This window comes from Geomicrobium sediminis (genome assembly GCF_016908595.1).
Taxonomy (GTDB): domain Bacteria; phylum Bacillota; class Bacilli; order Bacillales; family Marinococcaceae; genus Geomicrobium_A; species Geomicrobium_A sediminis.
On record NZ_JAFBEC010000013.1, the window covers coordinates 52,798 to 69,363 of the forward strand.

At 41.0% G+C, this 16,566-nt stretch carries 14 protein-coding genes; 7 read left to right on the forward strand and 7 right to left on the reverse strand.

What is annotated here, in order from left to right; genetic code table 11:
• Positions 1–57: 57 nt before the first annotated feature.
• The 7 genes from rsmG to rpmH form a co-directional block, all read right to left on the reverse strand.
• The gene (rsmG, locus tag JOD17_RS17645; protein ID WP_338028824.1) at positions 58–771 is read right to left on the reverse strand and encodes a 16S rRNA (guanine(527)-N(7))-methyltransferase RsmG; all 714 of its coding nucleotides are present in this window, start codon (positions 769–771) and stop codon (positions 58–60) included.
• A 57-nt stretch (positions 772–828) separates the two neighbouring features.
• Positions 829–2,709: a tRNA uridine-5-carboxymethylaminomethyl(34) synthesis enzyme MnmG gene (mnmG, locus tag JOD17_RS17650; RefSeq protein WP_204699329.1), complete on the reverse strand. Its 1,881-nt coding sequence runs from the start codon at positions 2,707–2,709 to the stop codon at positions 829–831.
• A gap of 14 nt (positions 2,710–2,723) precedes the next feature.
• Positions 2,724–4,100: a tRNA uridine-5-carboxymethylaminomethyl(34) synthesis GTPase MnmE gene (gene mnmE / locus JOD17_RS17655; RefSeq protein ID WP_042358047.1), complete on the reverse strand. Its 1,377-nt coding sequence runs from the start codon at positions 4,098–4,100 to the stop codon at positions 2,724–2,726.
• 642 nt (positions 4,101–4,742) lie between these two features.
• On the reverse strand, positions 4,743–5,366 hold the full coding sequence (gene jag, locus JOD17_RS17660; protein ID WP_204699331.1) for an RNA-binding cell elongation regulator Jag/EloR: 624 nt from the start codon (positions 5,364–5,366) through the stop codon (positions 4,743–4,745).
• Positions 5,363–6,133, reverse strand: a complete 771-nt coding sequence (spoIIIJ, locus tag JOD17_RS17665; protein ID WP_042414445.1) for a YidC family membrane integrase SpoIIIJ — start codon at positions 6,131–6,133, stop codon at positions 5,363–5,365. Before spoIIIJ ends, jag begins: the two co-directional genes overlap by 4 nt.
• A gap of 69 nt (positions 6,134–6,202) precedes the next feature.
• A complete protein-coding gene (rnpA, locus tag JOD17_RS17670; protein WP_042415103.1) occupies positions 6,203–6,547 on the reverse strand; it encodes a ribonuclease P protein component in 345 nt (114 codons plus the stop codon).
• Between the two features lie 98 nt (positions 6,548–6,645).
• Positions 6,646–6,783: a 50S ribosomal protein L34 gene (rpmH, locus tag JOD17_RS17675; protein ID WP_042358041.1), complete on the reverse strand. Its 138-nt coding sequence runs from the start codon at positions 6,781–6,783 to the stop codon at positions 6,646–6,648.
• Positions 6,784–7,390: 607 nt separating this feature from the next.
• On the opposite strand from rpmH, the gene dnaA reads away from it, so the two are divergent.
• From dnaA to gyrA, 7 genes are all read left to right on the forward strand, one after another.
• Positions 7,391–8,758, forward strand: a complete 1,368-nt coding sequence (dnaA, locus tag JOD17_RS17680) for a chromosomal replication initiator protein DnaA (protein ID WP_204699333.1) — start codon at positions 7,391–7,393, stop codon at positions 8,756–8,758.
• 222 nt (positions 8,759–8,980) lie between these two features.
• Positions 8,981–10,120, forward strand: coding sequence for a DNA polymerase III subunit beta (dnaN, locus tag JOD17_RS17685; RefSeq protein WP_204699335.1), 1,140 nt, complete (start codon positions 8,981–8,983; stop codon positions 10,118–10,120).
• Between the two features lie 161 nt (positions 10,121–10,281).
• Entirely contained in the window at positions 10,282–10,512 is a 231-nt protein-coding gene (yaaA, locus tag JOD17_RS17690; RefSeq protein ID WP_204699337.1) for a S4 domain-containing protein YaaA, read from the forward strand.
• Positions 10,513–10,527: 15 nt separating this feature from the next.
• Entirely contained in the window at positions 10,528–11,643 is a 1,116-nt protein-coding gene (gene recF / locus JOD17_RS17695; protein WP_204699339.1) for a DNA replication/repair protein RecF, read from the forward strand.
• A gap of 32 nt (positions 11,644–11,675) precedes the next feature.
• Positions 11,676–11,960: an extracellular matrix regulator RemB gene (remB, locus tag JOD17_RS17700; RefSeq protein ID WP_204699340.1), complete on the forward strand. Its 285-nt coding sequence runs from the start codon at positions 11,676–11,678 to the stop codon at positions 11,958–11,960.
• Between the two features lie 92 nt (positions 11,961–12,052).
• Entirely contained in the window at positions 12,053–13,960 is a 1,908-nt protein-coding gene (gyrB, locus tag JOD17_RS17705; protein ID WP_204699341.1) for a DNA topoisomerase (ATP-hydrolyzing) subunit B, read from the forward strand.
• A gap of 37 nt (positions 13,961–13,997) precedes the next feature.
• Positions 13,998–16,562 carry a DNA gyrase subunit A gene (gene gyrA, locus JOD17_RS17710; protein ID WP_204699342.1) on the forward strand — a complete coding sequence of 855 codons (2,565 nt, stop codon included), beginning with the start codon at positions 13,998–14,000 and terminating at the stop codon, positions 16,560–16,562.
• Positions 16,563–16,566 lie beyond the last annotated feature (4 nt).

The window sequence follows — 16,566 nt, forward strand, 5'->3', positions numbered from 1 at the left end:
TCTCATTTCATTTTACCATGCAAACTCAAATTGTTCACACGTTTTGTGTCGAACCGATTACAATCCAAGAGGTTTTTTTGTAATTGTGCCGACTTTACGCGGGTAGGTTTTTGGAGTTACATCTTTTTTTCCGACAACATATATTCTTCGTTCGCTAGATTCTGAAGGCAGTTCAAAGTAATGCTGGTCCGCGACACTTCCTTGTAATAAACGTATCGCCTCTTGTGCTTCGTCAGCTTCTTCTGCACCACTTTTGCCTTTCAATGCAACCCATACACCTTGTGGTTTAACAAAGGGTAGACAATATTCTGCAAGAACTGGCATCCGAGCAACTGCACGGGCAATTGCAACGTCATATTGATCTCGATGGTTAACGTCTCTTGCACCATCTTCTGCTCTTGCGTGCACAAATGAAACGCCGTCTATGTTCAATACGTCAGCTAAATGCTCTAGAAATTGGATACGCTTTTTAGACGCATCAAGTACAGTGAGTTTGATGTTTGGGTAAGCAATCTTTAAAGGCATCCCTGGAAAACCTGCCCCACCACCCACATCAATCATCGTTTCAACTTGGTCAAATTCATAACATTGACTCGCTAACAATGAGTCGTAAAAATGTTTTTCATAAATCTCATCTTTATCTGTAATTCGCGTTAAATTAACGTTTTTATTGTACTCGACGAGCTCATGAGCATACGTTTCAAATTGCTGTTCTTGTTCTTTTGAAAGCGTCAGATTAAGTTCTTTCAACCATTTTTTCCACTGATTCATAAACATCCTCCTTTTTAGGCAAAACAGGCAGGCCGTTCAATACAGCCTGCCTCGTAATTACGACGTGCGCTTTTGCCTTCCTTGCTCTAAATAAACGAGTAAAATTGAAATATCAGCAGGGTTTACACCTGAAACGCGAGACGCTTGACCGACTGATAATGGACGTACTTCTTTAAGCTTTTGACGAGCTTCCATTGCAATCCCTTGAATGTCATCATAATCAATCCACTCAGGGATTCGCTTACGTTCCATCTTTTTGAGACGGTCCACTTGTTCAAGTTGCTTCTTAATATAGCCTTCATACTTCGTTTGAATTTCTACTTGTTCTTTCACGTCTGCATCAAGCATTTCATTAACTCCGAGAATCGCTTCAAGATCTTCATAAGCAAGTTGTGGTCGCTTCAACAGATGGTCTGCAGATAATGCTTCTTTCATCGTTGTCGAACCTTTCTTTTGAAGAACAACTTCAACTTCTTCACTCGGCTTAATAATCGTTTTTGACAGTCGTTTGCGTTCATTTGCAATCTGTTCTTTTTTATTTTGTAGACGCTCAAAACGCTCAGCGGAAATTAGGCCAATTTCATGGCCAACATCTGTTAATCGTAAGTCAGCATTATCATGTCTTAGCAACAAACGATACTCTGCTCTTGACGTTAACAAACGGTATGGTTCATTCGTTCCTTTTGTAACGAGATCATCAATTAACACGCCAATATAGGCATCTGAGCGACCTAAAATAATTCCTTCTTTATCTTGCACACGTCTTGCTGCATTAATTCCTGCCATTAATCCTTGACCTGCAGCTTCTTCATAGCCCGATGTTCCGTTAATTTGACCCGCAGTAAACAGACCACTAATTTTTTTCGTCTCAAGTGTTGGCCACAATTGTGTTGGGACAATTGCATCGTACTCAATTGCATATCCCGGTCGCATTAACCGCGCATTTTCAAGTCCCTTAATCGTCTTCAACATGTCATATTGCACATCTTCAGGTAACGATGTTGATAACCCTTGTACATAGACTTCATTCGTATTCCTGCCTTCTGGCTCTAAAAAGATTTGATGCTTATCTTTATCATGGAAACGAACGATCTTATCTTCAATGGATGGACAATATCTTGGTCCTGTCCCTTCAATCATTCCTGAGTACATCGGTGAACGAGTCAAGTTGTCGTTAATTAATCCGTGCGTCGTTAAGTTCGTATACGTAAGCCAACAAGGCAATTGATCGGTAATATACTTTGTTGTCTCATACGAAAACGCCCGTGGAACCTCATCTCCAGGTTGAATCTCAGTCATCGAGTAATCAATTGTGTCTCCGTTGATTCGTGGTGGCGTCCCCGTCTTAAATCGAACCATATCAAACCCTAGTTCCTGCAAGTGATAGGACAGTTGAATCGACGGTTGCATATTATTCGGTCCGCTTTCATACGCAAGGTCGCCGATAATGATTTTGCCTCGTAAATACGTTCCTGTCGTTACGATGACCGACTTCGCAAGGTAATGGGCGCCTGTGTTCGTGACGACACCTTTACATTCACCATCTTCAACAATAAGACGCTCAACAAGCCCTTGGCGGAGCGTTAAATTCTCTGTGTTTTCAAGAGTATTCTTCATTTCGTGTTGATACTCGAATTTATCTGCTTGTGCACGCAGAGCGCGTACGGCAGGACCCTTACCGGTATTTAACATTCTCATTTGAATGTGTGTTTTATCTATATTTCTAGCCATTTCACCGCCGAGAGCATCAATCTCGCGAACGACGATGCCCTTAGCAGGTCCTCCGACTGACGGGTTACATGGCATATAAGCGACTGCATCTAAGTTTAACGTTAACATTAATGTTGATGCACCCATTCGAGCAGCTGCAAGTCCAGCTTCAACGCCGGCATGCCCTGCACCAATGACAACAACATCATATTGTTGTTCAAAAGCCACTGATTTCTACCTCCTTATTTCCCCAAACAAAATTGTGAAAACAACTGATCAATTAATTGATCTGGCGCTGTCTCACCTACGATTTCACCGAGCTGTTCCCAAGCCCTTGTTACGTCAATTTGTACCATGTCTACAGGCATCATTGCTTCAGCTGCTGATTTGGCTTCTGCAATGGATGCTTTTGCTTGATTTAACAAAGCAATGTGCCGTGTATTTGAAACATAATTCATCTCAACGGCCTCGACACCTTCATGGAAAAAGCGTTGACTGATCGCTTGTTCTAGCTCATTAATTCCTTCTTCTTGAAGAAATGATGTCGTAATAACGGGTACGTCACCAATCCATTCTGTCAGTTGCTCTCGGTCAAGACGGCGTTCCAAATCCATTTTATTAAGAACGACAATCGTCTCAAATCCACGACTCGCTTCAATTAATGCTTGATCTTCTTTCGTTAGCGGTTCATTTGCATTAAACACAAGTAAAATTAACTCTGCATCTTGCAACGCCTGACGTGAACGTTCCACACCAATACGTTCGACAACATCCTCTGTCTCTCTAATTCCTGCTGTATCGATTAAACGTAACGGCACACCGTTTACGTTGACATACTCTTCAAGCACATCCCGAGTCGTTCCTGGAATATCTGTTACAATTGCCCTTGCATCTTGAACGAGAGTATTTAAAAGGGAGGACTTCCCGACATTTGGACGGCCAATAATTGCCGTTGCGAGACCTTCACGAAGTATCCGTCCTTGTTTTGCGGTTTGCAACAGCTCATCAATCTCGCGATCAACGGCATGAATTTGCTCAAGCAAATGTTGTAATGTCACTGCATCCGCATCATATTCTGGATAGTCAATGTTCACTTCAACACTAGCAATTCCTTCTAACAGTTGTTGTCGTAGGCGTTTAATCTGACCGGCTAACCGTCCTTCGACTTGTTTCATCGCGACATTCATCGCTCGGTCTGTCTTAGCACGAATCATGTCCATAACGCCTTCTGCTTGTGACAAATCGATGCGCCCATTTAAAAACGCTCGCTTCGTAAATTCACCAGGCTCAGCTAATCTCGCTCCTTGGCTTAAAACGAGCTGTAATATACGATCTGCGGATACGACCCCGCCGTGTACGTTAATTTCAATCATATCTTCACGAGTAAAAGTTCTCGGTGCACGAAGAACGCTCACCATCACTTCCTCGATTTTTACTTCTTGTTCTGGTTGGTAAAGGTGACCATAATGAATTGTATGAGATTCAACTGCTTGTAACTTGTTTTTCCCACGATACAAACGATCGCCAATCTCTACTGCTTGATCACCACTAACTCGAATAATTGCAATTGCACCTTCACCAGGAGGCGTTGATATTGCTGCAATTGTATCAAATTCCATCCATTCCACCTCCGTGAAAAAATAGTTATTCACATCTCCTAAGGATACCATAGGAGCGCGTAAATCTCTATCCTTGTGTGGACAACTTTCCGATACGAAGTTATCCACATGTGGGGAATCCCTCCTGCTTGTGACAGTTATCCCCATATGTAGGTTTTTGTCGAAATAGACCAACGACTTTCTTTAGGAATGTCACAAAATGTCTCAGTCAACAAAGAGTTTTGAAGGGCAGTATGATTTAATCGTGACTATCCATCACTGCACAACGTTCAAGTGCAGGTCATGTCAAAATAGTACCCCGATATGTGCTGTACTTGTGAGCAAGTTCTCATAGCTCAGTTGCAATTTAGTCTACAAGCAGTTAATGCTCAACTTTCGCTGTCATAGATTATGCCCTCATAAACGTTTCCTAAAGGGTGATAATTGTTTGCCGGTTTCTTTAGTATTGACAAAATGTCAGAAGCTTTAGACGCGATAAGTTCACTATAAAACCCAATAATCATGGAAATGTAGCTTTTCATCGTTAAGTCTAAAATGATTCACTGTTATGATTATTCAATTCTAGATTCTAAGGCGAAACCGATCCATGTCCGTTGCATAACCATAAAAAAAAGACCACACCGTTTGGTATGGTCTTTTAAACTAGCGAACTTTAGGCGCAATAATGACATGGCGATGAGGCTCTTTCCCATCTGAAGTGGTCTCAATCGCTCTGTCTTTTTGGAGCGTTTGATGAATAAGCTTACGCTCTTTCGCTTGCATCGGCTCGAGAACAACTTTTCGTTTTGTTTTCTTCGCTTTGTGAGCAAGTCGTAATGCTAAGTTCTCTAACGTTTGTTGTCTACGTTCACGATAGTTCTCTGCATCAAGTGTTATTCTGACGTATTTCGATGAATGTCGATTTGCCGCTAAGTTCGTCAAATACTGCAATGATTCCAGTGTTTGACCACGCTTTCCAATGATAACTCCAACATCTTTTCCTTGAATGTCAAAAGTCGCTTCTTGGCTTTTGTGTTTCTCAATAGTTACCGTCAATGTCACATTCATCGATTTTAGTACGTCTTCTAAAAACGTTTTGGCTTCTTTAAACGGATCCGGCTTTACAGTAATTTCTAGTATTGCCGGCTTACTAAAAAGACCTAAAAAACCTTTCGTCGGTGACTGGATCTCCACGTAATTAACTTGCTCACGATTAACGTCTAATTGTGTAAGCCCATTTTCTAACGCTTCTTCAATCGTTTTCCCTGACACCGAAATGGTTTTCACGATTTTTTAGCTCCTCCCGCTTTCTTTTCTTCTTTTTTCCTTTGCGCTGAAGGTCCTGTAATGAAATACGTCTGAACGATCATAAAGATGTTACCGACTACCCAGTACAATGCAAGAGCTGACGGGAAGAAGAAGGCAAAGACCCCGATCATGATTGGCATCATGTACAGCAAAATTTGCATTTGCGGGTTCATGTTATTAACCATCATCATCTTCTGTTGTAAGAATGTCGTAATTGCAGCGATAATCGGTAGAATAAAGTCTGGCTCACCGAGTTGGAACCAAAGAAAATCGTGCAAACGAATTTCATGTGTACGCATGATCGCGTGATAAAAGGCAATCAGAATCGGCATTTGTATAAATAGAGGCAAACAACCTGCTAACGGGTTGATGCTGTTCTCTGTAAACAAATTCATCGTTTCTTGTTGCAGTTTTTGTTGGGTCTTTTGGTCTTTCGCACTGTATTTCTCTCTTAGCTTCAGCAATTCAGGTTGAATTTCCTGCATTGCCTTCGTACTTTTTGTTTGTTTAATCATGAGTGGCAAGATTAACAAGCGTAAAATTAATGTAACGACGATAATCGCTAAACCGTAATTCTCACCAGTCGCACCTGCAATGTTTATGATGAGCCAATAGAGGGGAAATACGAAAAATGTGTCCCAAATTCCATCTGGATTTCCGTCCATCGGCTGGTCTAGGCTAAAACAACCCGTCATTAGAGCTGTAACCGCAATCAACATTGCTGCCAGCGTCAATTTCTTTCGCACCGTGCACATCCTCCTTGCTAAATACTCTATCTCTTAAGATATAAATAAATCTTCGTACTTGCAATGGTGTTAACTGTTTCTCCACACATTTGCTCTTTTTAGCACGTGGATTAAACTTTTTTCTGCGCTGATAAAGTCTGAATCAAGCAAAGCTTTTCGAGCAATAATGACATAATCTTTATCTTGGGAAATCTTTGTTGTATTCAAGCGGATCAGTTCTCTCATCTGTCTTTTTAGACGATTCCTCGTTACCGCATTGCCTACTTTTTTTCCAACCGTAAATCCGACTCGGAAATGTTCCTGTTCTGGCTTGTCTAGTACGTAAACGACAAATTGACGGTTTGCTGATGTTTTCCCTTGTTTAAAGATCATCGCGAACTCGTCGCGGTCTTTGATTCGATAAGCTTTTTTCATAACGATCACAAAACCTCTTTATCAGTTTGATCCTAATCTATGTAATTTGAGAAGCTCTTTCTTCAAATGAGAAAAAAGACCACTGAAATCCAGTGGCCTTATGCGGAAAGAACTTTGCGTCCCTTTTGACGTCTACGCTTAAGAACGAGACGACCGTTTTTCGTGCTCATGCGAGAACGAAAACCGTGAACTTTCTTCCGCTTACGATTATTCGGTTGAAATGTTTTCTTTGACATCGTAAGCCACCTCCTCAAAATCAAATCCTTATTCAGGCATTCTAAAAAAGTATACAGACATACAGACGAATATGTCAAGCTCCGTAAAAATCCTTCTTTTTTATTCTCCAAGCATTCGTTTTGTGTTCGTTTGCCGATTTCCGTTATCCACAGCCTCAAAAAATAACTTCGACAACACGTTGGTTTTTTCGACAATGTTACTGACAGCTTTTCCACATATACCGCTCTGTGGACAACAGCTTGTGCACTTCAGTTCTCTTTTTGTGGATAACCTTTCTACTTACCGTTGCTACGCTTGATTTTTTTTGATATGATTAACATGTTTTCTTGAAAAGTCCGGAATTGAAATACGCTTCATCCACAGCCTGTGTATAACTGTGTGGATAACATTCCACAGCCTTGAACAACTTTATGCACATCTTTGTGAAGGGTGTTGATAATTGTTGTAAAAGCTGTTATCTTCATTCATCTAGACCTGTGGATGAACGATACATGATTGACGTTATTTTAATGCTTCCTTCACCTCATCTACTTTGTTTGTCGTGGGAAGTTTTTTTATTATAGTGGGGTTCGCAGTGAACGTACGTAAGGGAGGGGACGGTTAACATTGGAGCAACTGGCAGACCTATGGGAAAAAACGTTACAAACGGTTAAGGAACGTGTAAGTAAACCAAGCTACGAGACGTGGTTAAAAGCTACAGAGCCAATGCGTCTAGAAAACGATACACTCTTAATTGCAGCTCCAAATGAGTTTGCAAAAGATTGGTTGGAAGATCGGTATTCCGACATTATTGCCAATACGGTTGAAGAAATTACAGGGACATCGTATAGCGTTAAATTTGTGATTCCAAGTGAACAAGTTTATGAAGAATCGACAGCTAAAGAGCAAGAAACAAAGCAACCATCTGTGAAACAAACCGAACAAAACAATACGAAACAAATGGTTCGTGAAGATGCGCCTTTAAATGAGAAATATACATTTAATACGTTTGTGATCGGTTCTGGGAACCGTTTTGCACACGCAGCCTCGTTAGCTGTTGCAGAAGCACCTGCAAAAGCTTATAACCCTTTGTTTATTTACGGGGGAGTAGGTCTTGGAAAGACCCACTTAATGCATGCAATTGGTCATTACGTTATTGAGCACAACCCAGGCGCACGAGTCGTTTATTTGTCATCTGAAAAATTTACGAATGAGTTTATTAATGCGATTCGTGACAATCGCGGTGACAACTTTCGAAATAAATATCGAAATGTCGATGTCTTACTGATCGATGATATTCAATTTTTAGCTGGAAAAGAACAGACTCAAGAAGAATTTTTCCATACGTTTAATGCTTTGCATGAGGATTCTAAGCAAATTGTTATCTCAAGTGATCGACCTCCAAAAGAAATTCCAACACTTGAAGACCGTCTGCGATCACGATTTGAATGGGGATTAATTACGGACATTACTCCACCAGATTTAGAAACTCGAATTGCAATCCTTCGTAAAAAAGCAAAAGCAGATATGTTAGATATTCCTAACGAAGTTATGCTTTACATTGCGAATCAAATTGATACGAACATCCGGGAATTAGAAGGGGCCCTCATACGGGTAGTCGCGTATTCATCGCTCATTAATGAAGATATGAATGCAGACTTAGCAGCGGAAGCTTTAAAAGACATCATCCCAAGCGCAAAACCTCGAATGATCGGCATTGAAGATATCCAATCTCATGTCGCAGCTTATTTTCAGCTTAAAGTTGAAGAGCTTAAAGCGAAGAAACGAACCAAATCGATTGCTCATGCGAGACAAATTGCGATGTACTTGTCTCGAGAAATGACCGATTCATCTTTACCTAAAATCGGTGAGAAATTTGGGGGCCGTGATCATACGACGGTCATTCATGCGCATGAAAAAATATCAAAACTCTTCGCGAACGATACGCAAGTACAAGCTCAGATTAATGAACTGACCGACAAATTAAAACAATAGCTGTGTATAACTGCGTATTTAACGTCCCATTTATTCACATGCTTATCCACATGTGCAAAACCTAGTAACTCCAAAGGCTTTATTGATTTATCCACATCATACACACCCTATACTACTACTACGAACTTTTATTTATAATTACTAAATTAGAATTCATGATAAAAAAGGAAGGAGCAGCGGAAGCGATGCTGCTTTTTTCTTCTACACAGGAGGAACCCCTTCATGCATATCTCAATTGAAACAGATAAATTTGTAACCGCGGTTCAATATGTAAGTAAAGCCGTCTCTTCACGGACCACAATTCCAATTTTGACAGGAATTAAAATCGTCGCTACTCAAGAAGGCGTTACATTAACAGGTAGTGATTCTGATATCTCGATTGAAACGTTTATTCCACTTGGGAATGAAGAACGTGAATTTATGACCGTTTTCGAAGAAGGACAACTCGTACTTCAAGAACGATATTTTACAGATATCGTCAAAAAAATGCCTGGTGAAACCTTAACAATTCAACGTGACGGACAGATGGCAGCTACAATTGAGTCCGACACAGTCGTTTTTAATTTAAACGGGTACGATCCAGATGATTATCCAAAGCTCCCTGAACTTCCTGAAGAGGATCAGTTAATTCTTCCACAACATTTACTTAAAGACATGATCCGTCAAACGGTTTTTGCTGTATCAAACCAAGAAACGAGACCTGTTTTAACAGGGGTAAACTTCGATGTTGAGCACTTGAAACTAACGGCAACAGCAACAGATAGTCATCGTTTAGCGCTTAGAAGTGCAAGCTTTGATGGGGATGAAGAACTTTCATTTACGAACATTATTATTCCAGGTAAGAGTCTTGTAGAACTAAGTCGAATTCTTAAAGATGACGAAACACCGGTAACAATCGTCATAACGAGTACTCAAGTTTTATTCAAGATGGAAAACCTTTTATTCTTCTCTAGACTACTTGATGGGAAATTCCCGTTAACAAACAACATGATTCCTACGAATGGTAAAACAACGATGGAGTTATCCACAAAAAAATTAAATCAAGCGCTCGATCGTGCGATGTTGCTTTCACGGGAAGCAAAAAACAACGTCATTCACATGAAAGCATCCACAGGTGGACAAGTTGAAATTACGTCCGTATCCGCTGAGGCTGGAAAAGTACAAGAACAATTACATGCGAATCATTTTGAAGGCGAAGAACTACGAATTGCCTTTAACGGAAAAAATATCTCTGATGCGTTAAAAGTGATCGACAGTGAAACAATCTCGATTATGTTCACAGGTTCAATGAGTCCATTTGTTGTAAGACCGACCGATCATGATCAAATGACGCACTTGTTTTCTCCTGTACGAACAAACTAAGAAAAGCTCTACAAGGACATTTTGTTCTTGAGAGCTTCTCTTTTTTTTAATTAGGCTATTCGATGTACTTGAACGGATTGGCGCTAGACGTTTTTTTCTAGTAAAATAAAGAGAGGAATGAAATGTTCGTAGAGAGGAAGTTATGTGGGAGTGTTCTTATTATGAAAGAAATCGTGAAGATATCGACAGAATTTATCACATTAGGCCAATTGCTAAAGGTGACTACGATCGCAAGCACGGGTGGCATGGTGAAAATGATCCTAGCTGAATATGATGTGTTTGTTAATGGGGAACTTGAATCTCAAAGAGGGAAGAAGCTTTATGATGGCGACGTGATCGAAGTAGAGGAAGTTGGCCAGTTTCAAATTGAACACGACCATAACACCGAGTAAAAGGGGCGATGAAGATTGCACGTTCAAAAGCTCTCTTTGAATGGGTATCGAAATCTTGAACCGTTAACGCTCACTTTTGATAACAGCGTCATACTTTTTCTCGGTGAGAATGCTCAAGGGAAAACGAACTTGATCGAATCGCTGTATGTGCTCGGTTTTGCTAAGTCTCATCGAACATCCAAAGATCGTGAACTCATTGCATGGGGAGAAGAGCATGCACGCATTCATGGAGAAATTGAAAAGCGTACAAGTTCGTTAACGTTAGACGTTCAATTTGCAAAGCAAGGCAGTAAACGAGCAAAGCTTAATGGCCTTGAGCAAGAACGGATTAGTCAATATATCGGTGCTCTTAATGTCGTTTTATTTGCTCCAGAAGATTTAAACCTCGTAAAAGGCGGTCCAAAAGAGCGTAGACGGTTTATCGACATGGAAATTGGGCAGATTAGTAATGTTTACCTACATGATCTTTCCCAATACTATAAAACACTCAAACAACGAAATCAGTTGCTGAAAGATTATTGGTCAAAAAAAGACCCAATAATGCTTGAAGTTTTAACAGAGCAATTGATTGTAGCAGCTGCAAAAGTAGTGTCTAGACGTTTTGTATTTCTAGATAAATTACAATCATGGGCAGCACCTATACATGAACAGATTAGTCGAGGTCTTGAGGATCTACGGCTTGACTATGTTTCTACTGCTGAGGTATCTCAAACCTCAGATTTGTCGACAATAGAAGAAAGATACAGAGAAGCTTTTCATAAAAAAGAAGAGCAAGAAATTCGCAGAGGTCTTAGTTTAGTCGGTCCCCATCGAGAGGACTTTGCTATTTTTGTTAATGAACGAGAAATTCAAGTGTATGGTTCTCAAGGACAGCAGCGAACAGCTGCTTTATCTTTGAAACTCGCAGAAATTGATTTGATTACAGAGGCAACGGCTGATCCACCGATCTTACTACTTGACGATGTATTGTCAGAGTTGGACGATTTTCGCCAATCGCATTTATTAAACGCGATTCAAGGTAAAGTTCAGACCTTTGTTACGACGACAAACGTTTCCGGTATTGAACATGAGACACTAAATCAAGCAAAACGATTTTACGTGAACAGTGGAAAAGTGCGAATGGACCCTTAACGGTCGTTTTCGAACTTAATGGAGGTGATTGTTTGTTTCTTCATCTAGGCGGAGATACCGTCATACGCTCCAAAGATGTAATAGCGATTCTTAATTATGACGGAAATGAATCTTCAACATATACCGAGGACTTTCTTGCTCAGGCTGTTACTGAGTACGTCTCACATATTAATGACGAAGCAACGAAAGCGATCGTCGTTACAAATGACAAAGTCTATTATTCACCGATCTCCTCCATGACACTGATGAGACGATCCCTTACAGAATTAGAAGTTTTACAAGATGATGAGCCAAGTGAGGGTTCAACGAACACTTAGGTTATTGAACGAGGCTTAAATTTAAGAAACTGATTGAACGTGATCAGTTTAGGTAGAAAAACCCGACAGAAGTGAAGGTGAACAGATTGTCGATGGAACACTCTTACGATGCAAGTCAAATACAAGTACTAGAAGGATTAGATCCAGTCCGTAAACGTCCAGGCATGTACATTGGTTCAACAGGACCGAAGGGATTGCACCACCTCGTATGGGAAATTGTTGATAACAGTATCGACGAGGCGATGGCTGGCTATGCAGATGAAATTAACATTGTACTCGAAGAAGATAATAGCATTACGGTTACCGATAACGGCCGAGGTATTCCAGTAGATATTCAAGAGAAGACAGGAAGACCTGCGCTTGAAGTTATTATGACGGTTCTTCATGCTGGAGGTAAATTTGGCGCTGGAGGGTACAAGGTCTCTGGTGGTTTGCACGGGGTAGGTGCGTCAGTTGTTAACGCCTTATCCGAGCACTTAGAAGTGCATGTTTACCGTGATAACAAGGTTCATATGCAGTTATTTAAACAAGGAAATATTCAAAATGACATTGAAGTGATTGGTGAGACGGAATTAACGGGAACGCGTGTTCATTTCAAGCCAGATCCACTTATCTTCACAGAAACGACAGAATACGATGCAGAGACTTTAAAAACTCGAATTCGCGAGCTCGCCTTTTTGAACAAAGGTTTACGTATTATTTTCACAGACATGCGTGAAGATGAGCCAGAGAAGCATGAATATTTTTATGAGGGCGGTATTCGCTCATTTGTAGAATATATAAACCGTTCCAAACAAGCGTTACATGAACCTCCAATCTTTATTGAAAGTGAACAAGATGGCATGACCGTTGAAGTAGCGGTTCAATACAATGATAGCTTTACGAGTAGCATTTATTCGTTCGCAAATAACATCAACACGCACGAAGGTGGAACACATGAGTCGGGGTTCAAAACAGCACTCACACGTGTAATAAACAACTATGCGCGTCAGCACCAGTTGTTTAAAGACAACGACCCTAACCTTGTCGGTGAAGATGTTCGCGAAGGATTAACGGCTATCATCTCAGTTAAGATTCCTGATCCTCAATTTGAAGGTCAAACGAAAACAAAACTTGGAAACAGTGAAGCTAGAACGGCTACTGACCAACAGTTTAGTTTGTTATTTGCACGTTTCTTGGCAGAAAATCCAGACACGGCAAGACTGATTGTTGAGAAGGGAATTACAGCTTCAAGAGCAAGAGAAGCAGCAAAGAAAGCCCGAGACCTAACGCGCCGTAAAAGTGCATTAGAAGTCGGGGCGCTCCCTGGTAAATTGGCGGATTGTTCATCTAGAGATGCATCAATAAGTGAGCTTTACATCGTAGAGGGTGACTCTGCTGGTGGTTCAGCGAAGATGGGACGCGATCGTCACTTTCAAGCGATTTTGCCATTACGTGGTAAAATCCTAAACGTTGAAAAAGCGAGATTGGATAAGATTTTAGCGAACAACGAAATTCGCACGATCATTACAGCACTAGGAACAGGGATTGCTGATGAGTTCAACATTGAGAAGGCTCGTTACCATAAGATCATGTTAATGACAGATGCGGACGTCGATGGTGCCCACATCCGAACATTGATTTTAACGTTTTTCTATCGCTTTATGAGGCCGCTGATTGAACATGGCTACGTGTACATTGCACAGCCACCATTGTTCCAAGTGAAGCAAGGTAAAAAAATTGCTTATGTGCACTCTGATAAACAATTAAAAGCGACTTTAGAAGAATGGCCAGAAACACCAAAACCAGATGTGCAGCGTTACAAAGGTCTTGGGGAAATGAACGCTGAACAACTTTGGGAAACAACGATGGATCCTGATGAGCGGACGCTATTACAGGTCACATTGGAAGACGCTATGCTTGCAGACCAAGTGTTTGAGACGTTGATGGGAGATCGTGTAGAACCAAGACGTGAATTTATCCAAGAGAACGCGGAGTATGTAAAGAACTTGGACGTGTAATTCAGTTTGGTTCGTTTAAGGAATTGGAGGTAAGAGGATGGCAGACCAGGAATCAAGAATTCATGAAATTAATATTAGTCAAGAGATGCAAACGTCATTTCTTGACTACGCAATGAGTGTAATCGTTAGCCGTGCACTTCCTGACGTTCGAGATGGTATGAAACCTGTTCATCGACGTATTCTCTACGCCATGAATGAATTAGGAATGACACCAGATAAGGCATACAAGAAATCAGCACGTATTGTCGGCGATGTCATCGGTAAATACCATCCACACGGAGACTCTGCTGTATACGAAGCGATGGTTCGTATGGCTCAAGACTTCAGCTATCGTTATATGCTCGTTGACGGACACGGAAACTTTGGATCGGTTGATGGTGATTCTGCAGCAGCGATGCGGTATACAGAAGCCAAAATGTCCAAGATTTCAACTGAACTCGTTCGTGATATTCGTAAAGATACGATCGACTATCAAGACAACTATGATGGTGCAGAACGTGAACCAGTCGTGTTACCAGCAAGATTCCCGAACTTACTCGTAAACGGAGCTTCAGGTATTGCCGTAGGTATGGCAACGAACATCCCTCCTCATCAACTCGGAGAAGTGATCGACGGATTGCTTGCTTATAGCAAAGATGAGGAGATTACGATTGAAGAATTAATGGAGTACATTCCAGGACCTGATTTCCCTACAGCTGGCTTAATTATGGGTAGAAGTGGAATCCGTAAAGCTTATCAAACAGGTCGAGGATCGATTACGCTTCGTGCTAACGTTCACATTGATACGAAACCGAGTGGTAAGGAAGAAATTATCGTCACGGAACTCCCTTATCAAGTGAACAAAGCACGCCTTGTTGAAAAAATTGCAGAGCTTGTACGCGAGAAGAAGATCGAAGGAATTACAGATCTTCGCGATGAGTCGGCTAGACAAGGTATGCGCATTGTCATGGAAGTTCGTAAGGATACCAATTCCAATGTGTTATTGAACAATCTGTATAAGCTCACGTCACTACAAACGACGTTTGGAATTAATATGCTAGCTCTCGTTGGCGGTCAGCCAAAAGTGTTGAACTTAAAAGAGACACTAAAGCATTACTTGGATCACCAAATTGAAGTCATTCGTCGTCGTACACAGTTTGATTTGAATAAAGCGGAAGCGAGAGCTCATATTCTCGAGGGACTTCGAATTGCTCTTGATCATATTGATGACATTATCGCGCTCATTCGTGCCTCTGAGACGACTGAAATTGCACGTAACGGCTTAATGGAAAGCTATGAACTTTCTTATGAACAAGCTCAAGCGATTTTAGATATGCGTCTTCAACGATTAACAGGTCTTGAACGAGACAAGATTGAGCAAGAGTATAACGAGTTAATCGCGAAAATTGCTGAATTAAAAGCGATTCTTGCGGATGATGAGAAAGTACTCACGCTTATTCGTGAAGAGCTTGCTGAGGTAAGAGAACGTTACAATGATGAACGACGTACGGCGATTCATGCGAGTGAGAACGTTCTTGAAGATGAAGACTTAATTCCTCAAGAGAACATTGTCATCACGGTTACGCATGAAGGATACATTAAGCGCTTGCCGATTACGACGTATAAGAGTCAACGCCGTGGTGGTCGTGGAATTCAAGGAATGGGAACGAATGACGGGGATTTCGTTGAGCATCTCTTTACGACGAACTCACACCAAACGATCCTCTTCTTTACGAATAAAGGGAAGGTGTATCGCTTAAAAGGATACGAAATTCCAGAGCTTAGTCGTACAGCAAAGGGAATTCCAATTATTAATTTGCTTCAAATTGAAAAAGGCGAAGAAATTAGTACGGTCATTCCGATCGATGAATTTAGTGACGACAATTACCTGTTCTTCTTAACGAAGAAAGGCATTGCAAAACGTACACCGTTATCAGCATACGCAAACATTCGCAAAGGCGGACTCTTTGCCATTAATCTTCGTGATGATGATGAGCTTCATGGGGTTCGATTAACGAATGGTGACGATCATGTTATTATTGGTACTAAAAATGCAATGGCGATTCGATTTGAGGAAGAAGATGTCCGTTCTATGGGACGTACAGCTGGTGGTGTAAAAGCCATTAACCTTGATGAAAACGATCAAGTAGTTGGTATGGATATTGTCGGAACCGGTCAAAAGGTACTGATTGTGTCGAACAATGGATACGGAAAACGAACGAATGAAGATGAATTCCGTATTCAAAATCGAGGCGGAAAAGGGCTACGTGCTTCAACGCTAACGGAACGAACGGGGCACCTTGTTGCACTCCGTGTCATCTCCGATGATTATGATTTAATGTTAATCACAGCTAAGGGTGTTTTGATTCGAATTAAAGCGGACGAAATTTCAACACTCGGTCGTTACGCTCAAGGTGTTACGTTAATACGTGTAGCGGATGATGAAGAAGTGTCCTCTGTTGCACCTTTTGAGCCAGACGAAGAAGCCGAAGAAATAGAAGAAATGATCGAAGAGACGTCGAATGAAACATTGGAAGAAGTAACAAATGAATCACCAGAAGAAGACGAATCTACATCAAGTGATGTTGATTCAGATGACTCCAACGATCAAAACGAATCTTAAATAA